Genomic DNA, 22971 nt, shown 5'->3' with positions numbered 1-22971 from the left:
GCAACCGAGACTAATCGCCGTCGAAAACTGCGCGGAGCGGCGCGGGGACCGACAGCGCCCCGGACTCGACGCGGTAGACGAGGCAGCCGGCGAGGGTGAGCAGGCTCCCCCACAGCACCGGCGTCCCGAGGCGGAGTATCGGAAGCGCGGCGTCGAGGATCGTGCGTCTCGTCGCGGGACCGACCGGAAGCGCCCACAGGGTCTCCCGGAGGTTGCCGTACGAGAGCGAGACGTTGGCCAGCAGGGCGCCGGCGACGAACAACTGGCGGCCGCGGCCCGCGGGCAGGTCGTAGAGGAGGACCACGAGCGAGAAGGCGGTGAATGCGTAGTAGAGCAACAGCGACGGGAACGCGAGTACCGTCGCGACGAGGGTCCCGTGGACGGCGACGTGGCGGTCGGTGACGGTCCGCGGGCGGTAGTACAGCGCGGCGAGGACCGGCGCGAGTAGCGCCGCCGCGCCGACGGCGTACCAGAGCGGGTCGACGTTCGGGGCGAGCACCGACAGCGGCCGGCGGAGGGTCACGAAGCTCTTGCCCGGCGCCAGCCCGCCCACGAAGTCGGCCGTCTCCCGCTGGGGCAGCAAGGCGGCGGTGACGTACGTCCGGGTTGTGTCGACGCCGAAGGCGAGCAGTCCCAGTCCGAACAGGCTCGCCGCGGTCCCGACCGCGGCGGCGATGGCGCGCCAGGCGCGTCGGCGGAGCAGCCACAGGCCGACCGCGGCGGGGAAGACTTTCACGAACGCCGGGATCGCGAGCGCGACGCCCGCTTTGGTCTCCCGGTCGCGAGCGAGCCAGACGAACCCGGCGACCAGCGCGAGGGCGAGGACGTGGTTCACCTGCCCGTAGCCCAGCGACGGGGCCGAGGACGCCGACGCGAGCAGGAACGCGAACAGGAACACGCGTTCGAGGCGGCCTACGGCGTAGCCCAGCGACTCGACGTAGCCGACGAGCAGGCGCGCGGCGAGGGCGCTGGCGGCGGTCGAGACGGCGGTGATGGCGAGGAAGCCGGGAACCCACGACTCGGTGAGCGCGGAGGGGAGGACGGCGAGGACGGCGGCGGGTGGGTAGACGTAGTGGTAGCCGCTGTCGGCCGGCGTGACGGCGTAGAAGTCCCGCCCCGCCAGCGCGGCCTCGGCGGCGACGTGGTAGACGCGGTAGTTGAGCCCGAAGGTGTCGGGTCTGTTGACGGCGTAGTTGACCAGGATCGCGACGCCGAGCAGGGCGCCCGTGGCGAACACCGCCAGCGCGTCGCGCGTCCGGTCGGTCACGGCCGTCGCTGGGCGGGCGGGCGTCTTGGGCGTGTCGGATCGGCGGCTGTACCGACCGACGACCGCCGACTCCCGAGGCGCCCATCGGTGTGTTTTTGTAACACACCACACACCAGTCGGGACATGCAGAACCGGAGACAGGTTCTCAGGGGCGCCGTCGCGGCCGCGGCCGTCGGGCTCGCGGGCTGTCCGAGCGGCGGTGGTGGCGACGGCGACGGTGGCGGTGGGACGCCGACCGAGCGGACGGTCACGGACGCCTGCGAGGGCGTCGGCGACCTGGCGCCGTCCTCGGACACCGACCGACTGGGCACCGACAGCACGAACACCGAGCACTTCGTCCACCCCGACGGCGGCACCGACGAGGTGCGGTTCGTCCGGGTGGGGACGACGGACGACGCGGCCGTCGCCTACGCCCTCGGCGGCGAACTACGTGAGGCGTCGGCCCAGTTCCACTGGCACGAGGGCGCCGGCGGCGACGTGCGCGTCGAGGAGTCCCCCGACGGCGGCGACTCGTGGTCGGCCGTCGACGCCGCCCGCGAGGAGTACGGCGAGGTCAGCGCCTCCTGGCACCACGCGACGCTCTCGGCCGATCTCTCCGGGGGCGTCGACCGCTGTCGGTTCGTCCTCACCGGCGGGAACAAGGCCTGGAGCGGTCAGCTCGGCCACGTCGAGATCACGTACCTCGACGGCGGCTCGACGGTCGCCCCTGGCTCGACCGCCACCGCGACCCCGCGATCGACGCCCGTGCCGACGCTGACACCGATCGAGGGGTCGGCCGACGACGTGGTCTTCGACCACTTCGTCGAGACTGACGGGACGGAGTTCGTCGTCGACGGCGAGCCCGCCTCCTTCAGCGGCGGCAACCACCCGCAGGTCTCGCGCCACGACGGCGGCCTGCCCCCGAAGGAACTGCTCTCGACGTGGACCGACCTGGTCCCCGGGCTCGACGTCATGCGCGTGCCCGCCTTCGGCGAGGGTCAAGAGAACTACCTCCAGCCCGCGCCCGGGCTGTTCGACGAGGAGGCCTTCCGCCTGCTGGACCGCGTTATCTACCAGTTCGGCCGGATGGGCGTCCGCCTGGTGATGCCCCTGTCGAACTACTGGGACTGGCGCGGCGGCATCCCGCAGTACCTCGACTGGGTCGGCGCCTCGGAGAAGTCGGCGTTCTACACGAACGACGAACTGGTCAGCTACTTCCGCTCGTTCGTCGAGACGCTGCTCGAACGCGAGAACACGGTCACGGGTGTGAAGTACAAGAACGACCCCACGATCATGCTGTGGGAACTCGCCAACGAACCCCGCGCGGGGTCGGCCGACTACGGGGCCTACAAGGAGTGGGTGAAGTCCACGGCGGAGTTCGTCAAGGGCATCGACGACAACCACCTCGTCTCGACGGGGATGGAGGGGTTCTGCGGCCCGGACGGCCCCGTCGGCGCCGACGAGACGCGATACGTCGAGACGCACGGGATAGACGCCATCGACTCCGCCTCGTACCACCTCTATCCCAACGCCTGGGGCCTCTCGAAGGACGAATCCGTCGAGTGGATCCGGCGACACACGACCGAGGCCCACGAGGAGATCGGCAAACCCGCCTACTGCGGGGAGTTCGGCTGGGAGGTCGACCGGAGCGACGACACGCCCGACGACGAGGAACTCGCCGAGCGCAACGCGATGTACGAGCGCTGGTACGAGGCGATGGTCGACACCCGGACCGACGGCGCGATGGTGTGGGATCTGCGCACCGAGTCCGAGTACGAGTGGACCAGCCCGTGGAACCGCCACGCCATCTACCCGCGCGACGAGGAGACCGTGGCGCTCCTGAAGAACTACACGCAGCAGATTCGGGGACTGACGGATGAAGGGTGAGGACCCGACGGGTCGGCGGTCCTCTACGTTCCGACAGGGGTGAACATCCGCAGTGGCGCGCGCTGTCGAGCGTGCCCGCCTCTTGGCGGGCCGCTCGAAATAGCTGCGCGAGGGATGAGTAACGCAGGAGCCTGCGACGAGTAACGCAATCGGCTGGGGAGGTGTGTGGCCGGTTGCGGTGCTGTGCGTTCCCTGGTGGACTGAACGGGCGAGGCGCGCTCGCGTGCAGTGTAGTCGTCTGAGCGGGCACTATCCGCGCGGCGGTGCGGAGAGCGCGGATATCCCGCTCAGCGACCGCGAGCGGGTCGAGGGCTTTCAACGTCTGTTATCGAGTACAGTCGAATCGAGTGCGGTCGAATCACTGTCAGCGACGGCCGCAATTCTCACCGACAGGCGACGACATAATACCTCGCCGACCGGTCGAAGACGCATGCAGTCGCCGGAAGCGTACTTCGACGAGATCGCGCCGTACTACGAGGCGGTGAACCCGATCGAACACGACGTGGGCTTCTGGGTCGAGGAAGCCCAACGTGCCAACGGTCCCGTCCTCGAAGTCGGGTGCGGCACCGGTCGCGTCTACCTCGAACTCCTCGACGCGGGCGTCGACGCGCACGGGATCGACATCTCCCGCGGGATGCTGGACGAACTCGAATCGGCGGCCGCCGACCGTGGGCTCGATCCGACCGTCGAGCGCGCCGACATGCGAACCTTCGACCTCGACCGGTCGTTCGACCTGGTCGTCGTCCCGCTGCGGACGTTCATGAACGCGGTCACCGTGGACGACCAGAAACGGACGCTACGGCGGATCCGCGAGCATCTCACCGACGACGGGCGGCTGATCCTCGATTTCCCGCAGTTGAGTCCGGAGCCGATCGCCGAGAGCTACGGCGTCGAGCGGGAGATCCCGGTCGAAATCGACGGCGAACAGTACACCCAGGTGACGACGACGGAGTTCGTCGACCGGGTCGAGGAGATCACCCGTGCCGAGCGGCGGGTGTACGACGCCGACGGCGACCTCGTCGCCGAGGGCGCACAGCGCTCGAAACTGCTCCACGCACGCGAGGTCGAACTACTCCTCGACGCGACCGGGTACAGCGGCTGGACGATGTACGGTGGCTACGACCGCTCGGAGCCGGACCCGGAGGCAGAGCGACAGGAGATCGCCGTGGTTGCCGAGGCGTGAGCGCCGTTGGCGTCCCCGTCGCCATACTTTTGGGCATCGCGTCGGAACCCTAGACGATGCCCTCCAACAGAGCGACAGGTGCGGCCCCGATAGCGACCGGCGTGCTCCTCGCCGGGTCCGCCGCACGATCGATCGCACAGCACGGACTCGAACCCTGGACGGCGCTGGCGCTGGCCGGCGGACTCTCGGCGGTCGCCGTCGGCGTCGGTGTCCTGACGGGTCGCGGGTTCGACCCCGACGACTCGGACGAGGGTCTGGAGCGGACGACGGCGGTCGCCCTCGCCGGCCTGGCGCTGACGAGCGTCGCCGTCGGTGCCGGGATCGCGCTCGCGTAGACGGTCCGCCGGCCGACCCCTTCGCGCTACTCTCGATACCGCTCGGCGTGTTCGGGACAGAACGCCGGGAGACGAGGTCTCCCGTGCTCTGCGACCGTCACGCGTCGTAGGTCTCCGCGTGACGGTCGCAGAACGCCGGATCCCGTAGCTGCGCCCGGACGACGCCGGGCTGGCGGTGTGGGTTGTGCAGGCGACAACCCTCCTCGTCGCAGAAGTCCTCGCCCGTCTCCAGATAGTGGTAACACTGGAGGACGTAGCCCCGCAGCGCCTCCGTCGTTCGGGGATCGGATTCGACGAGGAACTCCCCGTCGACCTCGTTCTCCAGCACTTCGCGGGGCGGCGCACCACCGGAGAGCAGGGCGTGTTTCTGCTGTTCCTTGTAGTACTGCTCTGGCTTGGCGGGCGCCTCGTAGAGGCCCGGGACGGACACCACGCCGGGCTGACCGAGGACGTTCACGCGCTTGTGCCAGCGCCCGTCGTGGTCGCCCCAGGTGCCGACGACGCGATCTATGAGGGGGACGTGCAGGTGGTCCAGGCCCCGCTCCTCGTCGGGAAGCAGTTCGGTGAGGATCGACTGGACCGCCAGCCCGTCGTAGATGACGCCGCCGGCCCGCTCGGGGTTCTCCAGCGCCCGCCGCTCGTAGCGGACGATGCCGACCATCGTGTTGCCCGTCTCTCGCTCGTACGGCGAGAGCACCCGCGCCTCGGCGAACGACTCGGCGAGGCTCCCGTCACCGTCCCGGTTCTCGTCCCCGAAGACGGACAGAAACCTGTCGCGTACGCTCACGTCGGCACCGACCCGCTCGCGGAGCCAGTCGGCGACCGCGTCGGCGTCGGCCTCCGTGGTGGGTGCCCGATACAGGGTGACCTCTTCGACCATACGAATCGGTGGTACCACCCGGTCAAACGAGTTGCGGCTCGCGGTCGAACCGTGGTTCCGCGACGGCTATATCTCCGTGCCGTCGAAGCGTTCGTGGCGCTGGTCGTCCATCTCGGCGAGGTGTTCCCTGATGACGCTCCGCCTGTCTTTCCGGTTGCACGCCGGCGCCGGACACCCCACGTAGTCGCGCTCCCGCGTTGCTGTCTCGGGCATAGTTCGTGGTACGTTCCCACACGCCATATTCTGACTGGTCACTCGCTTGCCGGATGATTTCGAGTTACGAACCCGGAATTATTATACACCAGTGTACAATACTGTACATTACAACACAATCATGTCCTGCGAGATGTTCGAGGTCGAGGCCGACTTCCTGACGATCGGGCGAACGTTCGCGGAGTACCGGCGGATGTTCGACCTGCGAGTCGAGGACATCGCGGGGAGAGAAGTGCTGGACTGCGGCGGAGGAGCGGGGGCGTTCACGGCGACGGCGGCGGAACTCGCCGACGGTGCGGTCGCCGTGGATCCCCTCTACGGCCCGGCGACCGCGGAACTCGAACCGCGGCTCGACGAGGCCATCGCGTACAACCTCGATCAGCTCCGCGAGAAGCGGGATCTCTTCGTCTGGGACTTCTACGGCGACGCGGAGACGCGCGGCCGGTACCTCCGGGCGGCCGCCGAGCGATTCCTCGCCGACTACGCGACTCACCCCGGCCGGTACGTCGCGGGCGTGCTCCCCGACATCCCGCTCGCCGACGACAGCGTCGACCTCGCCCTCGCGGCGAATCTGCTGTTCGTCTACGACGACCGGCTCGACCGCGCGTTTCACGAGGCGGCCCTCCGCGACCTCGTGCGCGTCGCCCGCGAGGAGGTGCGCGTCTTTCCGCTGCACTCGCTCGACCGCACCCGGTCGTCGTTCGTCGAGCCCGTGGCCGACGCGCTCCGCGCGGAGGGCCACGCCGTCGAGTTCCGCGAGGTGCCCTACGAGTTCCAGCCCGGCGCGACTGAGACGCTGGTAGTCGAGCCCGCGTGACCGGCGGCGGGGCGCCCGGGCGCGGCCGGCTCACGGGAGGTCGGCGAGGAGGGCGGCGCCGGCGGCCCGTCCCCGCTCGAACAGGTCGTCGATCAGGTCGGGGTCGCGGTCGACCCGCGAGGCCAGCGACAGCGGCTTCGAGAGGACGGCCTGTCGGACGGTCACCGGTTTGTACGCCGAGCGGGGGAGCCACTCCGCCTCGAGCCACTCCGAGACCTGCTCGACGAAGTCGATCTGCTCGGTCAGCGAGATGTCGGCCGCCAGCTCGTCACGGCGGTCGGCGATCGCCCGCTCGCTCCGCGGTTCGGTCTCGCGACGGCCGGGGTTGACCCGGACGACCCAGATCTCGTCGGGCTTGTCCGCCACGTCGTCCGGTTCGACGAGGAAGGGTTTGATCGGCGGATTCCGCGCGAACAGCCCGTCCCAGTGAGGGACGCCGTCGAGGTCGACCGCCGGGAAGATCCGGGGCGCCGCGGCCGACGCCAGCAACACCTCGGGGGTCACCGCGCGTTCGTCGAACGTCCGAAACCGCCCGGCGAGTACGTCGACAGCGCTGACGAACAGCCGCGGGCCCTCCGGTTCGACCGAACGGTCGAAGTCGACGTGAGTCTCGACGAGCGCGCGCAGCTGCGCCCGTCCGGCCCATGCCGCCGGGTTCGCGTACGGGCTCACCGACGGGAGCGGCGCCCCCGCCGCCGCGAGCCCGACCGTCCACACGCCCAGGTCGTTGACCGTCCGCTCGGCCACCGTGTCCGCGGCGATGTCCGCCCAGAGGCCGGCCACTCGTCCGGTAACCGCGTCCGGGCCGTCCGCGCGGAGCGCGTCCCACGCCGCCGCGGCCGTGATCGCGCCGCCCGACGTGCCGCTCAGCCCCTCGACCGCGTAGTCCGCGGGCAGCCCCTCGAACAACTCGGCCAGCGCACCGCCGGCGAACGCCGTGTGGCTCCCCCCGCCCTGGCAGGCGACCGCGACCGTCGTGTCCTCCGTCGTCATACTCCCCGTTCGATCCCCCGACCGATAGTGTTGTCTCGGCGACCACTCGGGGCGTGTCGGCGCGCTCTACACCACCCCAAGCGGTTAGACCGGCCCGGTCGAACCGCCGGCATGGTCGACGCCCGCGAGTACCACGAGCGGACCAGCTACTCGCCCGAGCGGCTCCGCGAGCGGGACTTCGAACGCGAAGAGTCGAACCGGCCCCGGCCCGACAAGACCTACGAGGACCTGCCTCGGGTCTCGCCCAACGGCGAGCCCGACCCGCCGGAGACGCCCGCGCTCGCGGCCGTCGCGACCGACGGTCCCGCGCCGCCGGCCGCCGCGACCGACGCCGACGGCGACCCCGACATCGGGACGCTCTGTCACTACGCCGCCGGGATCACGACGGAGCTGGAGATCGGCGGCGAGCGGTACCGGTACCGCGCGGCCGCCTGCACCGGCGCGCTCTACCACGTCGACTGCTACGCCGTCGCCGGCGACTGCGGCGCGTTCTCCCCGGGCGTCTACCACTTCGACCCCCAGTCCGGCGAGTTCGACGTACTCCGCGAGGGCGACTATCGCGGCGTCCTCCAGGCGGCCTCTGGCGACCACTCCGGTGTCGCCGACGCCCCGGTCACGTTCGTCGCTACCTCTCAGTGGTGGCGCAACGCCTGGAAGTATCGCGATCGGACCTACCGCCACGCCTTCTGGGACGCGGGGACGGTCCTCGCGAACCTGCTCGCCGTCGCCCACGGCGGCGGCCACCGCGCGGAAATCGTCGCCGGCTTTGCCGACGACCCCGTCGTCGAGTTGCTCGGGCTCGATCCCGACGAGGAGGCGCCGCTGGCGCTCGCCCCAGTCGGGTCGGGATCGCCGGTCGCCGAGAGCGTCGAGACGCCCGACGTCGACCCGATCGATCCCGCCGAGCGGCCGCTCTCCGAGGACCCCGTCGACTATCCGCTCGTTTCGGACGCGTGGCGAGGGAGCCGGCTGGAGGACGGGGACGCCGCGGCGGCGTGGCGCGGGATCTTCGTCCACGAGGTCGCCGACGCCTCGTTGGGCGAGCGCGCGGACGACGCGGAGTGGGTCGACCTCGACCCCGTGGACGCCGAGACCGCGTCGGCTCGCCCGGTCGGGAACGCCATCGAGCGCCGCGGGTCCTGTCGCGAGTACAGCCGCGAACCCATCAGCGCCCGGAAGTTCGCGACCGTGATGGACCGGGCGCTGGGCGGGGTTCCGGCCGACGCCTTCGCCGGCGACCTGCGCGGGCTCGTCGACTGCTACTGCCTCGTCCACGCGGTCTCCGGGATCGAGTCGGGCGTCTACGAGTATCACCCCGGAACCGACGAGCTGGAGCGGGTCCGCGAGACGGACCGCGAGCGAGCGGGCGAACTGGCGCTCGGCCAGGACGTGGTCGGCGACGCCGCGGTGAACGTCTACCTCGTCGCCGACGTGGACGCCGTCGTCTCGGAGTTCGGAAACCGAGGGTATCGGCTCGCGCAACTGGAGGCCGGGGTCGTCCTGGGACGGCTGTATCTGGCGACCTACGCCCACAGGTCGCTCGGTGGCCGGGGGTTCACGTTCTTCGACACCGAGGTCGCCGAGTACCTCGCCCCGCACGCCGACGGCCAGACGCCGATGACGCTGTTCGCGTTCGGGAAGCCGGCCTGAGCGGACCGGCCGGTCCGAAGGTGACCGCCCCACCGGAGTCGGTCCCCGGGCTCAGGCGAGTTTGACTAGCGAGAGCGTCGCCTCGGCCACGCCGCCGACGTACAGCGCCCCGTCGACGACCGCCGGGCCGCTGGTCAGCCGGTCGGCCGCGCCGGCGAAGCGCCACGCCACCTCGCCGCTCGCGGGGTCGAGCGCGACGATGGTCCCCGGGATATCGCCGTCTGATCCGGTTTCCGTCGCGAATATCCGGTCGGGACTCGCCGCCAGCCCGCCGGCGTAGGAGGGACTGAACCCGTCGTAGCGCCAGCACCGCTCGCCCGAGTCGGCCCGCAGCGCGACCAGTCCCCCGCCGGTCCCGACGTAGACGTGACCGCCGTCGACGGCCAGTCGCTCGGGGCGGTCGTCGACCTCGCCGCGCCACCGCACCTCGCCGGTCGCCCCGTCCAGCGCGACGACGGTCCCGTCGGCGGTCCCGGCGTACACCGCCCCGTGAGCAGCGGCGACGGGGGTCTCGACCGCTGTCGCCGTCTTGGTCCACCACCGTCGATCGCCCGTCGCGGCGTCGACCGCGTGGACGTACGCGTCCGCGCCGCCGACGTAGACGGTCCCGTCGGCCACCGCCGGATGGCGCGCGGTCGACAGCCCCGTCCGGTAGCGCCACCGAACCTCGCCAGTGGTTGGGTCAAACGCCACCAGCCCGAGTTCCGTCGGCGCGAGTACCGACTCGGCCGCGACGGCCGGTCGCCTGTAGGGGAACCGGTCGCCCGCCGGGAGCCTCGCCGTCCAGCGTTCGTCCCCGTCGGCTCGCCCGACACCCCTGAGGTGACTGTCGTCCACGCCGACCGCCAGCGCGTCGCCCGCGACGACCGGCAGGCCCGGGCCGGCCATCCGCGCGCTCCAGCGCGCCCGCCCCTCCTCCGCCCCGACTGCGTACAGCGTCGTGTCCATGTTCGTCGTGTAGACGGTGCCGTCCGCGACAGTCGGCGCGGGGATTCCGATGTGGCCGCCGACCGCGTGGGTCCACTGGATCGACAGCGGCGGCTCGGGCATCGCCGCCCGCGGGACCGACCGCGTGTTCCGCCAGTCGCCCGTCGCGGTCGGCCAGCCCGCAGTGCCGGGATTGCGCGCCGGGTCGACCGAGCAGGTGCGGTCGCTCTCGGTGTCGCCGAGCGAACAGCCGGCGACCAGCGCCGCGGCGCTCGCCCCGGCCGCGAGGTACGCCCGTCGGTTCATTCGAACCACACCACCCGCCCGGACCGCAGCGTCACGACCGTCGAGCCGTCCGCCACCGCCGGCCCGGCCGGCGCCACGTTCCCCCTGAACTCGTCTCCCCAGAAGTACTCGGACTCCGCGCGGTTGCCGAACTCCCCCCAGACGCGCTCGCCCGTCGCGGCGTCCAGCGCGCCGAGGCCGGCGTAGACCCGGTCGCCGGCGACGACCGGTGCGTCATGTCGCGGCACCCGGTCGGCGTCCCGGTCGGCGTACGTGTTGACGTGGCGCCACCGCTCTGTCCCCGTGGCCGCGTCCAGCGCGTAGACGTTCTTCGCGCTCACGTAGACGGTGCCGTCGCCGACCGCCGGGCGGCTCGGCCGGTCGAAGCCGGTCGCGAAGCGCCACTCGCGAGTCCCGTCGCTCGCGTCGACCGCGTGGACTGCGCCGCCCAGCGACACGTAAACGATGCCGTCACCGACCGACGGCGCCGCGAGCGGGTCCGCCGTCGACGCCGCGTACCGCCACTGCTCGGCCCCCGACGCGAGGTCGAGCGCCACCAACTCGGCCGTCCGCTCGTCGTACGCGTTCTCGGCTCGCCCGTCGACGAGGAGATACGCCGTCTCGCCGTCGACGGCCGGCGCCGCCGGGATCGGCCGTCCGCCCTTCGTGAGCCTGGCCGTCGCCGGCACGAGCGACCGGCTGGCACATCGCTCGGCGCCACCCGGGTCGACCGCCGCGAGCCGGCCCGCGTCCGTGCCGACGTAGACCCGGTCGCCGGCGACCACCGGGGAACCGGGCGTCCCGCCGAGCGCGACCCGCCACCGTTGTTCGCCCGTCTCGGCGTCGTAGGCGGTCAGCGACTCGTCGCGGACGCCGACGACGACGGCGTCGCCGACCGCCGCCGGCGGCCCGGTCACCCCCGACGGGACCGCCACCGACCAGACCGGTTCGGACCGGCCCGGGTCGAGCGCGTACACGCCGCCGGGCGGGTCGTCGTCCCACTCGCTCCCCACCCCCGTCGCGACGTACGTCCGACCGTCCGCGACGGCCGGCGCGCTCGCGGGCGAGTAGTGTACTTGCTCGCTGTCAGTCACCGGTTCGAGACCCAGCGTCGTCGCCGAGGGGTCCGACGGCGGTCGTTCCTCGGGGGCGGCACGACCCGTGTGGTGAGGGCCGCCGCCGACCTGCCGCCAGCCGGTCGCCGCGTCGCCCCCGCGGTCGGTGTCTCCCCCGCCCGTGGGCGAGCATCCCCCTGTGCAGCCCGCCAGCGACCCCACCGCCGCGGCCCCGAGCGCAGCCAGGATCGTTCTCCGTCGCACTCTATTCGATCGTTGACGAGTTGCTCTAAATCCCTTGTGTTTCGCCGGATCCCGTCGCCGTGCGCTCCGTCAGGACGGGTCGGTCGTCGCGTGGTGCGGGCCGACCGGTCCGTGCTCGGGGCAGGTGCCCGCGATCGGCGTCGCGTTGAGACAGCAGTTCCGGCTGTCCGTGGCGGCGAGGTCGACGTGGAGTTCTCGGCCGCAGAGGCGGCAGTACTCGGGCTCCTCTGTCACAACCGGATGTTGGTAGGGTTCGCGTGTAGGTCTGTCGGGGATCGAATGAGTGAACAGCAGTTGTGCTGATCCGTTCGGGGCACTGTCTGCGTACTCGGCGAAAGCCCTCGACCCGCTCGCACAGCACCGCAATCGGCCACAAACCTCCCCAGCCGATTCGCTCGCTCACTCATCCCTCGCACGGTACTGTCGCGGCACGAGAGCCGCCAACGTCAGAGGCAAGCTCTGACGGCCCATCGGAATCGCGAGCGATTCCGAGACGACAGCGCGCGTCAGAACAATTGGTTGGTCGTCTACGCTAGTCGTCGGCGGACGCCACGGCGTCGCGGCTCGTCAGGTCGACGGGGTCGGCGTCGACTTCGAGTTCGTCGAGGGCGACCTGGGCGGCGCGCTTGCCGGAGACGAGCATGGCGCCGAACGTCGGGCCCATCCGCGGCAGGCCGTAGGTCGTCGCGGTGGCCATGCCGGTGACGACGAGGCCGTCGTGGGCGAGGCCGGTGTGCTCGACGACGGCGTCCTCGCTCTCGCCGACCCACATCGAGTCGTGGCCGGGCGAGTCGTGGCCGGGGGCGCCGTAGGTGTCGTCGCCGGTCTGGTCCATGCCGCTGTTCTCCTCGCCGATGCCCGGCGCGTTGAGGACGCCGCGCTCGTCGAGCTTCTTGACGGCCATCGCGTCGTGACCGGTGGCGTCGATGACCAGGTCCGCCTCGACGGCGATGGGGTCGACGCAGGTGATCTCGCGGGGCAGCGCGTGGACGGGCGTCCAGTTCATGACGATGCCGCCGACGCGGTGGTCCTCGCGGATGACGATGTCGGTGAACTCCGTCATGTTCTGCATTTTCGCGCCCGCGTCGCAAGCGGCCTTGATGAGGCCCGAACAGGCCTCCGGGCCGTTGGCGACGTACAGCCCCTCGCTGTCCTTGGACTGCTTGTGGTCGACGTCGAGTTCGTCGAGGACCTGCTGGGCCGGGTCGCGCACGGTGACCTTGTTCATCAGGAACCCGCCCAGCCAGAAGCCGCCGCCGAGGTAGTTGTTCTTCTCGACGACCATCACCTGGACGCCCCGCTCTGCGAGTTCTTTCGCCGCCATCAGGCCCGAGGGGCCCCCGCCGACGATGATCACGTCGCTGTCGGAGAAGTCCATGAACTCCTCGGTCCACTCCTGGCCGATCGCTCGGGTGACTTCCGCCTCGCCGACGTCGCTGAACTTGTCGAAGCCTTCCTGGCTCATATTAACCAGTGTTACCAGCCAGTGGTAAAGCAACTTTCGATATAACTCGATTGTATAATCGACCAGTCGGGAGCGCGAAGGGGAACGACGACACGGTTCCGCACGGGTTCGTTGTACAACGAGCTTATACCGTGGACAGGCGAACGTGTGGGCATGTCACTGCGGTTGCCCAGCGAGATCGTGGTCGAGCGGTTCCTCCCGACCGCGCGGGCGATGCTGGCGACGGAGTTGCACGACCGCGGGTTCACTCAGAAGGAGGTCGCCGACCGCCTCGGACTGACCCAAGCGGCGGTGAGCAAGTACCTCCGCGGCGACGTGACCGTCGAGGACCGCTTCGCCGAGGACGAGCGGATGGCCGCGACCGTCGAGGCCATCGCCGAGGGGTTCGCCGACGGCTCGATGGACGGCTACGAGGCTCTCTCGGAGCTGCTCGACCTCGTTCGCGTCTTCGAGGACCGCGGCCCCATCTGCGCCGTCCACGAGGAGGAGATGCCCGCGCTCGATGGATTGGGCTGTGATCTGTGCGTCCGGGGGACCGACGACGCCGTCCTCGCCGAGCGCGAGGCGCTGGCGGCCGTCCGCCGGGCCGCTCGTCGGATCGCCAACGAGCCGGGGATGGCCGAACACGTCCCCAACGTCGGCACGAACGTCGGGACCGCCGTCCCCGACGCCGCCGATCCGACCGACGTGGCCGCGGTCCCGGGCCGGCTCCAGGCGGTCAACGGCCGGGTCGTGCTTCCTGCCGACCCGGAGTTCGGCGCCTCCCAGCGCGTCGCCGAGACGATCCGCGCCGCGACGGCCGTCGACCCCGAAACCCGCGGCGCGCTCAACCTCGCCACGTCCGAGGGGCTGCTCGCCGCCGCTCGCGACCGCGGGATCGACCCCCTGGCGTTCGACGCCGACTACGAGGAGCGCGGCGAGCGCCTGCGCGAGCGCTTCCGCGACCGCGGCGCCGTCCCCCGCGTGGCCTATCACGAGGGAGCGTTCGGTATCGAACCGGTCACGTACGTCTTCGGCGAGACGGCGACCGAGGCGGCCGCCCTCGCCGTCGACCTCGCCGAGTCGGCCCGGACCGAGTGACGGCGGTCCCGCCGACCGGAACTATTTATTGTCTAACATTCCAAGGTGGGGCGATGGGTTCCCGCGTCCCGACCGCGACCCTCCTCCTCGCAACGCTCGTCGTCCTCGCCGGGTGTTCGACGCTCCTCGGTGGCGGCTCGACGCCCGCGCCCACCGACGACGGACCGACCCCCGCTCCGACGGCTGCGAACGGCCCGGTCACACCGACCGCGACGCCTTCGGCCCCACAGACCCTCTCGCCGACACCGAGTCCGTCGCCGACACCGACGGCTACTCCGACACCGACGCCGACAGCGACACCGACGCCTACGGCGACGCCGACAGCGACCCCGACACCGACGCCTACGGCGACACCGACGCCGACCCCGACACCGACGGCGAACAGCGGCTCCGACGGCGTCGGTGAGAGCGACGGCGTCGTCGTCCGCGGGGGGGAGTTGCCCGTCAACGCCACGATGGTGTACCAGCGGGTCGAGCGGGTGATGGGGGCCGACGCACCGGCGCCGACCGTCGAGGTGACCGACGACGGACCGATCGAATTCTCCTCGCCGGAGCTCGCTCCGACCACCGAGGCGCTGGGCTACCGCCGCGACGGCGGGTCGGTCTCGCAGTGTGGCCAGTTCTATCCCGCCTTCGCGACCACCGACACCGTCTCCATCGCGCCGGGGAACCTCTCGGCCCAGGCCGTCGAGCTGGTCCTCGCCCACGAGTTCGTCCACATCGTTCAGGACGACCTCGCCGGGTACGAGCGGGTCGGCGAGATCGAACGGTACGCCGTCGACCACGCGCTCACCGAGGGCAGCGCCGTCTACGTCGCCGACCGCTACGCCGACCGCTACGACAAGACGTGGAACCGACGGACCCCGCTGGGCATCCGCGAGTGCATCTACGACCGCGTCGGCGACGGCACTCGCGGACTCGCCGGCCGCTACTACTTCGGGGGGCTGCACTTCGAGCAACGGCTCGACTCGCCGGCGAACCTCTCGGCGGTGTACCGCGCGCCGCCACGGACGACCGAACAGGTGATCCACGGGCTCGCGCCCGGGACCGAACCGGTCGCGAACCTCTCGGTGTCGGTCCGACAGCGCGGCCGCTGGATCGGCGACACGCGCGAGCGAGCGGGTGAACTCCGACTCCGGTCGTGGCTCTACACCGGCCTCCCCGCCGACCGTGTCGACACCGCCGCGGCCGGCTGGGGAGGCGACGAGATCCTCGCCTTCGACCGGGGCGGCGAGACGGGCGTCGCCTGGGTCCTGCGCATGGACTCGTCGACCGACGCCGACGAACTCGCCGCGGCGGTCGGCGACCTCGAAGCGACGCTCGAATCGCGAAACGCGACGAACGTCGAGACGGCCCGCGTCGGCGACGAGACGGTCGTCGTCTTCGCCGGGACCGAGTCGTTCGCGGCGGGCGGGGAGGCCACCGGCTCCGCCGGCGACGTGACGATCACCGTCCCGTAGCCGAACGTATCGATCCGATCGTATTTTGAAGTTACAGTTCCATCGAGCGACATGGCGACTCGACGAGCCCTCCCGACGCTGCTGTGCGCCTGTCTCCTCGTCCTCGCGGGGTGTGGAGCCCCGTTCGGCGCGAGTACGACGCCGGATCCGACGCCGGCCGCGACCGGTTCGGACCCGGGAGCGACATCGACCGTACCCCCCGTTGGATCGGAGCCGTCGGCCACCGAGCGCGGAGTCGAACCGGGCGATCCGGACGGCGTCGGCGAGAGTCAGCGCGTCGCCGTTCGCGGTGGGGAGCTCCCGTTCAACGCGACGGTCGTCTACCGCCGCGTCGAGCGGCTGCTCGGCGTCGACGCACCGGCTCCCGATGTCGTCATCGAGGACCGAGATGCGTTCGACTTCTCGACGATCGAACCGCGCCCGTACCAGGCGGCGTTGGGACTGCAGGCGGGCTCGGTATCCAACTGTCCGACGTTCTATCCGGCGTCCGGCGGTGACTCCATCTCCATCACGCAGGGGACCCTCTCGGCGGAAGCCGTCGAGCTGATCTTCGTCCACGAACTCGGTCATATGTTCCAGGGACAGGCGTCAGGGTCCGTGGAAATGATCGAACTCGGTGAGGCGTCCACCTACCTCACGGGTGGTGTCGCGGTGTACACCACGAATCAGTACGCCGACCGCTACGACAAGCGCTGGAACGGGTCTCGGCCTGTCGGGGTCAGGGAGTGTCTGTACGACCACGCTCCCGGAACCTACCGACAGACGGCCGGCGAGGTCTACTTCGGGGCGCGCTACGTCGAGTGGCGAGTCGACGAGCCGACGAACCTCTCGGCGGTCTTCGAGTCGCCGCCCGGGTCCGCCGAAGCGGTCGTCCACCGCCTCGAACCCGGCGCGGAACCGGTCCGTTCGCTGGACGTGACGGTCGACGGCGGCGACCGTTGGGCGGTCGGGGAGCGCCGTCGAGCGGGCGAGGTCGAACTCCGGGCGTGGCTCCACGCTGGCCTCTCGGACGAGCGCGTCGACACCGCCGCGACGGGGTGGGGCGCCGACAGACTCGTTCGGTTCGGCGACGATGCCGATCCGAGCGTCGCCTGGGTCCTCCGGATGGACTCCGAGGACGACGCCGACGAACTCGCCGCGGCCGTCGCCGACCTCGAAACGGACCTCGAATCGCGAAACGCGACCAGTCTTCGGTCGACCCGGATCGGCGACGAGACGGTCGTCGTCTTCGGCGGCTCCGAGTCGTTCGTCGCGAACGCGACCGCGAGCGGGACCGCCGGCACCGTCACCCTCACCGCGCCGTAGTCGCGTCCCGCTGTAGCCGAGCCGCGACGCGACCGCCCCGTCTCCGATCGGCCCGACGCCAGCCGGCATCGCGCTTTTGTCCGTCTCGATCCAAGCTACCGTATGTCACAGCAGGAGCCCGACGACGCCGCGGTCGGCGAACCGAGCGACCGGTGGCGCGCCGACCCGGGAGCGACGACGGGGACAGACGTCGAGTGCGAGGGCTGGCGCCAGGAGGCCGCGCTCCGCATGCTCGACAACAACCTCGACCCCGAGGTCGCCGAGCGGCCGGCGGACCTGGTCGTCTACGGCGGGACCGGCCGCGCCGCCCGCTCGTGGGACGCGTACGACGCTATCGTCGCGGAACTCCGCGAGTTGGGCGACACGGAGACGCTGCTCGTCCAGTCCGGGAAGCCAGTGGGACGCTTCGAGACCCACGAGCGGGCGCCTCGGGTCCTCATCGCCAACTCCAACCTCGTCGGCCGCTGGGACACCTGGGAACAGTTCCACGAACTGGAGGCGAAGGGACTGATCATGTACGGCCAGATGACCGCCGGGTCGTGGGCCTACATCGGCACGCAGGGGATCATCCAGGGGACCTACGAGACGCTCGCCGAGGCGGGCCGCCAACACTTTGACGGATCCCTCGAAGGCAGGATCGTCGTCACGGGCGGCCTCGGCGGCATGGGCGGCGCCCAGCCGCTCGCGGTAACGATGAACGGCGGGGTGTGTATCGCTGCCGAGGTCGACGAGGGCCGCATCGACCGCCGCATCGAGACGGACTACTGCGAGGCGAAGACCGACGACCTCGACGAAGCCATCGAGCGCGCCGAGGGGGCCGCCGAATCGGGTGAGCCGTACTCGGTCGGCGTCCACGGCAACGCCGCGGACGTGCTCGAAGCGATGCTCGAACGCGATTTCGTCCCCGATATCGTCACCGACCAGACGTCCGCTCACGACGCCCTGGAGGGGTACTATCCCTCGGGCTACACCGTCGCCGAGGCCGACGAACTGCGCGAGGCGGACCCCGACCGCTACGAACGCGAGAGCCTCGAAACGATGGAACGGCACGTCGACGCGGTCCTCGAACTGCAGGAGCGCGGTGCCGTGGCCGTCGAGTACGGCAACAACATCCGCGGCCAGGTCGCCGACTTCCGGGCCGACGGAGGTAGTGAGGACCCCTGGCCGGTCTCCGGCGCGACCGCCCGGGAGCGCGTACCCTTCGACTTCCCCGGGTTCGTCCCGGCGTACGTCCGCCCGCTCTTTTGCGAAGGGAAGGGCCCCTTCCGCTGGGTGGCGCTGTCGGGCGACCCCGCCGACATCCACCGCACGGACGAGGCCGTCAAGGAGCTGTTTCCCGGGAAAGACGCCCTCCACCGCTGGATCGACCTCGCACAGGAGCGAGTCTCGTTCCAGGGACTCCCGGCGCGAGTCTGCTGGCTCGGGGCCGCAACGAGCGAGACGCCGCAGGCGTCTCGGAGCGGAGCCGGTGAAACCGGCGACGAGGAGGGACTCACCGAGCGCGCCCGCTTCGCCCTGCGGATCAACGACCTCGTCGCGGACGGCGAGATCCGGGCGCCCGTCGTCGTGACCCGGGACCACCTCGACGCCGGCAGCGTCGCCTCGCCCAATCGGGAGACCGAGGCCATGCGCGACGGCTCGGACGCCGTCGCCGACTGGCCGATCCTCAACGCCCTGCTCAACTGCGCGGCGGGCGCGGACGTCGTGAGCGTCCACGACGGCGGCGGCGTCGGGATCGGCAACTCCCTGCACACCAACAACCACGTCGTCCTCGACGGCTCCGGCCTGGCCGCCGAGAAGGCCGAGCGCGTGTTCACCACCGACCCCGGGATGGGCGTCGTCCGCCACGCCGACGCGGGCTACGAGCGGGCGCTGGAACAGGCCCGCGCGTCCGATATCGCCGTCCCGATGGAGGACCGAGATGCGTGACGGCGAAGCGGGCGCGGCCGCGTTCTCGCCGCCGCCGGAGTGGAGCGGTCCCTCGGACGACCCGAACGACGAGCAACTCGGCGACGCCGTCGAGCGGGCGTCGCTGGAGGATCTCCACGCGTTCGACGCCGTGCTCGTCGGCGAACCCTACGACGGCGGGGTTATCGGCCGCCGCGGCGCGGCCGACGGACCGGCCGCGATCCGCGAGTCGCTCGCCGCGGCGAAGACGCACCACGTCGATGTCGGACCTGTCGCTCGCGACGAGCGACGGAGGGGGACCCCCGGCCACGACCACGGTTCGACCGGCCAGTCGCTCGCGCTCGGCGACCTCGGCGACGTGGCCCTCCCGGACCAGACCGAGGGGGGCGGCCCCGACGTGGCGAGCACCCAGGAGCGGGTCCGAGAGGTGACGAGCGACCTCTACGGCCGCGGCGCCGTCCCCGTCTTCCTCGGCGGCGACAACTCGCTGACGTACCCGAACGCCGCGCCGCTACTCGACCGCGGATCGCTGGGCGCCATCAGCTTCGACGCCCACCTCGACTGCCGCGAGGTCCGCAACGGGACCGGTCCGACCAGCGGCACGCCGTACCGACAGCTGTTCGCCGACGGCCTCGACGAACTCGCCGTCGTCGGCGCCCGCAACTTCGAGACCTCGACCGCCTACCACGACTTCCTCCACGAACAGGGTGGACGGGTGTTCACCCCCGCCGAGGTGGCCGCCGACCCCATCGACGCGATGGACGACGCCATCGCCTCGCTGGGCGACGTGGACGCCATCTACGTCAGCGTGGACGTGGACGTCCTCGACGCGGCGGCCGCGCCGGGCGTCAGCGCGCCGACGCCGGGCGGGCTCTTGACCCGGGAGCTGTATCGGCTGCTCGAACACGTCGCCACCCACGGCCGCGTGGCGAGCTTCGAGGTCGTCGAGTGCGCGCCGTCGCTGGACGAGGGCGGACGCACCGTCGACGCCGCCGCCCGCGCTCTCGCGCACTTCCTCGCCAGCCTCGCCGCGCCGAAAGGCCGCCACTCCCGCACGGGGGCCCTCGATGGCTGATCTCGACGCCGTCGTCCACGGCGCCGCCGAGGCGGCGACCGCGACCGGCGGGCTGGGGAGCGACGACCCCGCGGGGATCGTCGAGAACGGCGCGATAGCGGTCGTCGACGGCGCGGTCGCGGCGGTGGGACCCACCGACGAGGTGACTCGCGAGTACCCACCGGAAAACGCCGCCCACGAAGTCGACGCGAGCGGTCGGGCGGTGATCCCCGGCTACGTCGACTCGCACACCCACGCCTGCTTCGCCGGGGACCGTTCGGACGAGTTCGAGGCGAAACTCCGGGGGACGACCTACGGCGAGTTGCTCGCGAACGGCGGCGGCATCCACCGCACCGTCCGCGCGACGCGGGCCGCCGGCGACGACGAACTGCTCGGGAACCTGCTCGACCACCTCGACGTGATGCTGACTCACGGAACGACCACCGTCGAGGTGAAATCGGGCTACGGCCTCGACACCGAAACCGAACTGCGGATGCTCGACGTCGTCGACCGTGCCGACGACCGCCACCCCGTGGACGTGATCCCGACGTTCATGGGTGCCCACGCGGTCCCGCGGGACTACGAGGGGAGTGGTGATCCCGTGAGCGACGACGACTACGTCGACCGGGTCGTGGACGAACAGCTCCCGGCCGTCGCGGATCAGGGGATCGCCGAGTTCTGTGACGTGTTCTGCGACGAGGGGGCGTTCACCGTCGACCAGTCCCGGCGAGTCCTCCGGGCGGGCGCCGAGTGCGGCCTGACGCCGAAGGTCCACGCCGAAGAACTCGCCCACCGCGGCGGCGCGAAGCTCGCGGCCGAGGTCGGTGCCGCCAGCGCCGACCACCTCCTGCACGCCACCGACGAGGACGTGGCCGCGCTCGTGGAGGCGGGCGTCGCGCCGGTGCTGTTGCCGGGAACGGCGTTCGGCCTCGGCGCCGACTACGCCGACGCGCGGGCGATGGTCGAGGCGGGCGCCCCCGTCGCCGTCGCCACCGACTTCAACCCGAACTGCCACTCCCAGAGCATGGGCTTCGCGAGCGCGCTGGCCTGCGTCGAGATGGGACTGACGCCCGCCGAGGCGCTCGTGGCCGGGACCCGAAACGGCGCCCGCGCGCTCGACCGCCCCGACCTGGGCGTCGTCCGCGAGGGGGCGCCCGCCGACCTGGTCGTCCTCGACGCGCCCTCGCACGTCCACGTCCCCTACAGCTACGGGATCAACCGCGTCGCGACCGTGCTGAAGGACGGACGCCCGGTCGTCGGCCCCGAGTGGACCGGGAGTCACGACGCGAACGACGGAGGGTCCGGCGGTGAGACCGATGTCTGATGCCGGGGGCGGAGGCGCGGTCGTCCTCGACGGCGAGTCGCTGACCCCCGCGGACGTGGCCGCCGTCGCCCGCGAGGGCGCCGAAGTCGCGATCGCCGACGACGCCCGCGAGGCCGTCCGCGCCGCCCGCGAGCGCGTGGCGGAGGTGGTCGAGAGCGACGAAGCGGTCTACGGCGTGAACACGGGTTTCGGCGAACTCGTCGACGAGCGCATCCCGCGCGAGGCGGTCGCGCAGTTGCAGACGAACCTCCTGCGGAGCCACAGCGCCGGCAGCGGCGAGCCCCTGCCGACCGAGGCGGTCCGCGCGATGCTCGTCGCCCGGATCAACGCGCTCGTCAAGGGCTACTCGGGCGTCCGCGAGGTCGTCGTCGACCACTTCACCGCGTTGCTGAACGAAGGGGTCCACCCCGTCGTCCCGCGGACGGGAAGCCTCGGTGCCAGCGGCGACCTCGCGCCGCTGGCCCACGCGACGATCGTCCTGCTCGGGGAGGGCGAGGCCGAGGTCGGGGACGAACGGCTCGACGGCGAGGCGGCGCTGGCCCGCGCGGGGCTGGAGCCGCTGACGCTGGGCGCCAAGGAGGGACTGGCGCTCATCAACGGCACGCAGTTGACGGTCGGGCTGGGCGCCCTGCTCGTCGTCGATACCGAGCGGCAGGTCCGGGCGGCCGACGTGGCGGGCGCGCTGACGACGGAGGTGACGCTGAGTTCGACGGTACCGAGCCACCCGGCGATCCAGGCGGTCCGCCCGCACGACGGCCAGGCCGACAGCGCGGCGAACCTCCGGCGGCTGACCGCCGACTCGGAGATCGTCGACTCCCACCGCAACTGCGACCGCGTGCAGGACGCCTACTCGACGCGCTGTCTCCCACAGGTCCACGGCGCCGTCCGCGACGCCGTCTCCCACCTCCGGGAGGCGGTCGAGACGGAACTCAACAGCGCCACCGACAATCCGCTCGTCTTCCGGCGCGACTCGATCGCCGGCCGATCCGACGGCGGGGCCACGGACGCCGCCGCCCGCGCCAGCGGCACCGACCGCGCCGCGGTCCTCTCGGGCGGCAACTTCCACGGCGAACCCCTCGCGCTCCGGCTGGACTACCTCACGAGCGCGCTGACCGAACTCGCCGCGATCAGCGAGCGCCGCGTCGACCGCATGCTCAACCCCAACACCCAGGAGCCGCATCTCCCGCCGTTCCTCACCACCGACGCCGGCGTCCGCTCGGGGTACATGATCGCCCAGTACACCGCGGCCGCGCTCGTCAACGAGTGCCGGGCCACGGGCCGAGCGTCGACGGACAACACGCCCGTCAGCGGCAACCAGGAGGACCACGTCAGCATGAGCGCCACCGCCGCCTGGGCCGCCCGCGAGACGGCCGACCGCGTCGCTCGCGTCCTCGGGGTCGAACTGTGCTGTGGCGCCCAGGCCGCCGAGTTCGTCGACGACGACCTGGCCCCCGGACGGGGCAGCGGCGCCGCCTACGAGGCCGTCCGCGAGCGCGTCCCGCCGCTGGAGGGTGACCGTCCGCTCGCCGACGAGATGGCCGCCGTCGCCGACCTCGTGCGGTCGGGCGCCCTCGAAGCGCGGGTGAACGCCGCGCTCGACGAGCCGCTGACCTGAGCGCCCCTCGAACGCGCTGGCTGGT

The 22971-nt window shown here is 71.5% G+C and carries 21 protein-coding genes; 13 read left to right on the top strand and 8 right to left on the bottom strand.

What is annotated here, in order from left to right; translation table 11 throughout:
- Positions 1-10: 10 nt before the first annotated feature.
- A complete protein-coding gene (locus tag C475_RS20710; protein ID WP_006885867.1) occupies positions 11-1267 on the bottom strand; it encodes a glycosyltransferase family 87 protein in 1257 nt (418 codons plus the stop codon).
- A gap of 123 nt (positions 1268-1390) precedes the next feature.
- On the opposite strand from C475_RS20710, the gene C475_RS20705 reads away from it, so the two are divergent.
- From C475_RS20705 to C475_RS20695, 3 genes are all read left to right on the top strand, one after another.
- The gene (locus tag C475_RS20705; RefSeq protein WP_006885865.1) at positions 1391-3133 is read left to right on the top strand and encodes a glycoside hydrolase 5 family protein; all 1743 of its coding nucleotides are present in this window, start codon (positions 1391-1393) and stop codon (positions 3131-3133) included.
- A 430-nt stretch (positions 3134-3563) separates the two neighbouring features.
- A complete protein-coding gene (locus C475_RS20700) occupies positions 3564-4316 on the top strand; it encodes a class I SAM-dependent methyltransferase (RefSeq protein WP_006885864.1) in 753 nt (250 codons plus the stop codon).
- A 56-nt stretch (positions 4317-4372) separates the two neighbouring features.
- On the top strand, positions 4373-4651 hold the full coding sequence (locus C475_RS20695) for a hypothetical protein (RefSeq protein ID WP_049931102.1): 279 nt from the start codon (positions 4373-4375) through the stop codon (positions 4649-4651).
- Positions 4652-4748: 97 nt separating this feature from the next.
- Here the strand turns inward: C475_RS20695 and C475_RS20690 are convergent, their stop codons facing one another.
- On the bottom strand, positions 4749-5531 hold the full coding sequence (locus tag C475_RS20690) for a DUF7001 family protein (RefSeq protein WP_006885862.1): 783 nt from the start codon (positions 5529-5531) through the stop codon (positions 4749-4751).
- Between the two features lie 66 nt (positions 5532-5597).
- The gene (locus C475_RS24105; RefSeq protein WP_161625235.1) at positions 5598-5744 is read right to left on the bottom strand and encodes a hypothetical protein; all 147 of its coding nucleotides are present in this window, start codon (positions 5742-5744) and stop codon (positions 5598-5600) included.
- A gap of 121 nt (positions 5745-5865) precedes the next feature.
- Here C475_RS24105 and C475_RS20685 point away from each other — a divergent pair, with 121 nt between their 5' ends.
- Positions 5866-6561 (top strand): hypothetical protein, encoded by a 696-nt coding sequence (locus C475_RS20685; RefSeq protein ID WP_006885861.1) that lies wholly within the window; start codon positions 5866-5868, stop codon positions 6559-6561.
- A 30-nt stretch (positions 6562-6591) separates the two neighbouring features.
- On the opposite strand, the gene C475_RS20680 is transcribed toward C475_RS20685, so the two are convergent.
- On the bottom strand, positions 6592-7554 hold the full coding sequence (locus C475_RS20680; protein WP_006885860.1) for a patatin-like phospholipase family protein: 963 nt from the start codon (positions 7552-7554) through the stop codon (positions 6592-6594).
- A gap of 111 nt (positions 7555-7665) precedes the next feature.
- On the opposite strand from C475_RS20680, the gene C475_RS20675 reads away from it, so the two are divergent.
- Positions 7666-9204 carry a SagB/ThcOx family dehydrogenase gene (locus tag C475_RS20675; RefSeq protein WP_006885859.1) on the top strand — a complete coding sequence of 513 codons (1539 nt, stop codon included), beginning with the start codon at positions 7666-7668 and terminating at the stop codon, positions 9202-9204.
- A gap of 51 nt (positions 9205-9255) precedes the next feature.
- On the opposite strand, the gene C475_RS20670 is transcribed toward C475_RS20675, so the two are convergent.
- The 4 genes from C475_RS20670 to C475_RS20660 form a co-directional block, all read right to left on the bottom strand.
- Positions 9256-10437: an outer membrane protein assembly factor BamB family protein gene (locus C475_RS20670; RefSeq protein WP_006885858.1), complete on the bottom strand. Its 1182-nt coding sequence runs from the start codon at positions 10435-10437 to the stop codon at positions 9256-9258.
- Positions 10434-11735 (bottom strand): outer membrane protein assembly factor BamB family protein, encoded by a 1302-nt coding sequence (locus C475_RS20665; RefSeq protein ID WP_006885857.1) that lies wholly within the window; start codon positions 11733-11735, stop codon positions 10434-10436. Before C475_RS20665 ends, C475_RS20670 begins: the two co-directional genes overlap by 4 nt.
- Before the next feature lie 69 nt (positions 11736-11804).
- A complete protein-coding gene (locus tag C475_RS24555) occupies positions 11805-11969 on the bottom strand; it encodes a hypothetical protein (protein ID WP_193366331.1) in 165 nt (54 codons plus the stop codon).
- A 298-nt stretch (positions 11970-12267) separates the two neighbouring features.
- Positions 12268-13200, bottom strand: a complete 933-nt coding sequence (locus tag C475_RS20660) for a sulfide-dependent adenosine diphosphate thiazole synthase (protein ID WP_006885856.1) — start codon at positions 13198-13200, stop codon at positions 12268-12270.
- A 153-nt stretch (positions 13201-13353) separates the two neighbouring features.
- Between C475_RS20660 and C475_RS20655 the strand changes: the two genes are divergently transcribed.
- From C475_RS20655 to hutH, 8 genes are all read left to right on the top strand, one after another.
- On the top strand, positions 13354-14280 hold the full coding sequence (locus C475_RS20655) for a thiamine-phosphate synthase family protein (RefSeq protein ID WP_006885855.1): 927 nt from the start codon (positions 13354-13356) through the stop codon (positions 14278-14280).
- 112 nt (positions 14281-14392) lie between these two features.
- Positions 14393-14686, top strand: a complete 294-nt coding sequence (locus C475_RS24100) for a hypothetical protein (protein ID WP_006885854.1) — start codon at positions 14393-14395, stop codon at positions 14684-14686.
- A gap of 31 nt (positions 14687-14717) precedes the next feature.
- Positions 14718-15740 (top strand): hypothetical protein, encoded by a 1023-nt coding sequence (locus C475_RS20645; protein WP_161625234.1) that lies wholly within the window; start codon positions 14718-14720, stop codon positions 15738-15740.
- A gap of 51 nt (positions 15741-15791) precedes the next feature.
- Positions 15792-17045, top strand: a complete 1254-nt coding sequence (locus tag C475_RS20640) for a hypothetical protein (RefSeq protein ID WP_006885852.1) — start codon at positions 15792-15794, stop codon at positions 17043-17045.
- Positions 17046-17147: 102 nt separating this feature from the next.
- Positions 17148-18974, top strand: coding sequence for a urocanate hydratase (gene hutU, locus C475_RS20635; RefSeq protein ID WP_006885851.1), 1827 nt, complete (start codon positions 17148-17150; stop codon positions 18972-18974).
- Positions 18967-20028, top strand: coding sequence for a formimidoylglutamase (gene hutG, locus C475_RS20630; RefSeq protein WP_006885850.1), 1062 nt, complete (start codon positions 18967-18969; stop codon positions 20026-20028). The genes hutU and hutG overlap by 8 nt, the downstream gene beginning before the upstream one ends.
- Positions 20021-21331 carry an imidazolonepropionase gene (hutI, locus tag C475_RS20625; protein ID WP_006885849.1) on the top strand — a complete coding sequence of 437 codons (1311 nt, stop codon included), beginning with the start codon at positions 20021-20023 and terminating at the stop codon, positions 21329-21331. The genes hutG and hutI overlap by 8 nt, the downstream gene beginning before the upstream one ends.
- Entirely contained in the window at positions 21324-22946 is a 1623-nt protein-coding gene (gene hutH / locus C475_RS20620) for a histidine ammonia-lyase (RefSeq protein ID WP_006885848.1), read from the top strand. The genes hutI and hutH overlap by 8 nt, the downstream gene beginning before the upstream one ends.
- The last annotated feature ends 25 nt before the right edge of the window (positions 22947-22971 follow it).

Source organism: Halosimplex carlsbadense 2-9-1 (genome assembly GCF_000337455.1).
In the GTDB taxonomy this organism is placed as follows: Archaea; Halobacteriota; Halobacteria; order Halobacteriales; family Haloarculaceae; genus Halosimplex; species Halosimplex carlsbadense.
Note: the sequence above shows the minus strand (reverse complement) of the source record. Positions and strands in the feature narration are given on the sequence as shown.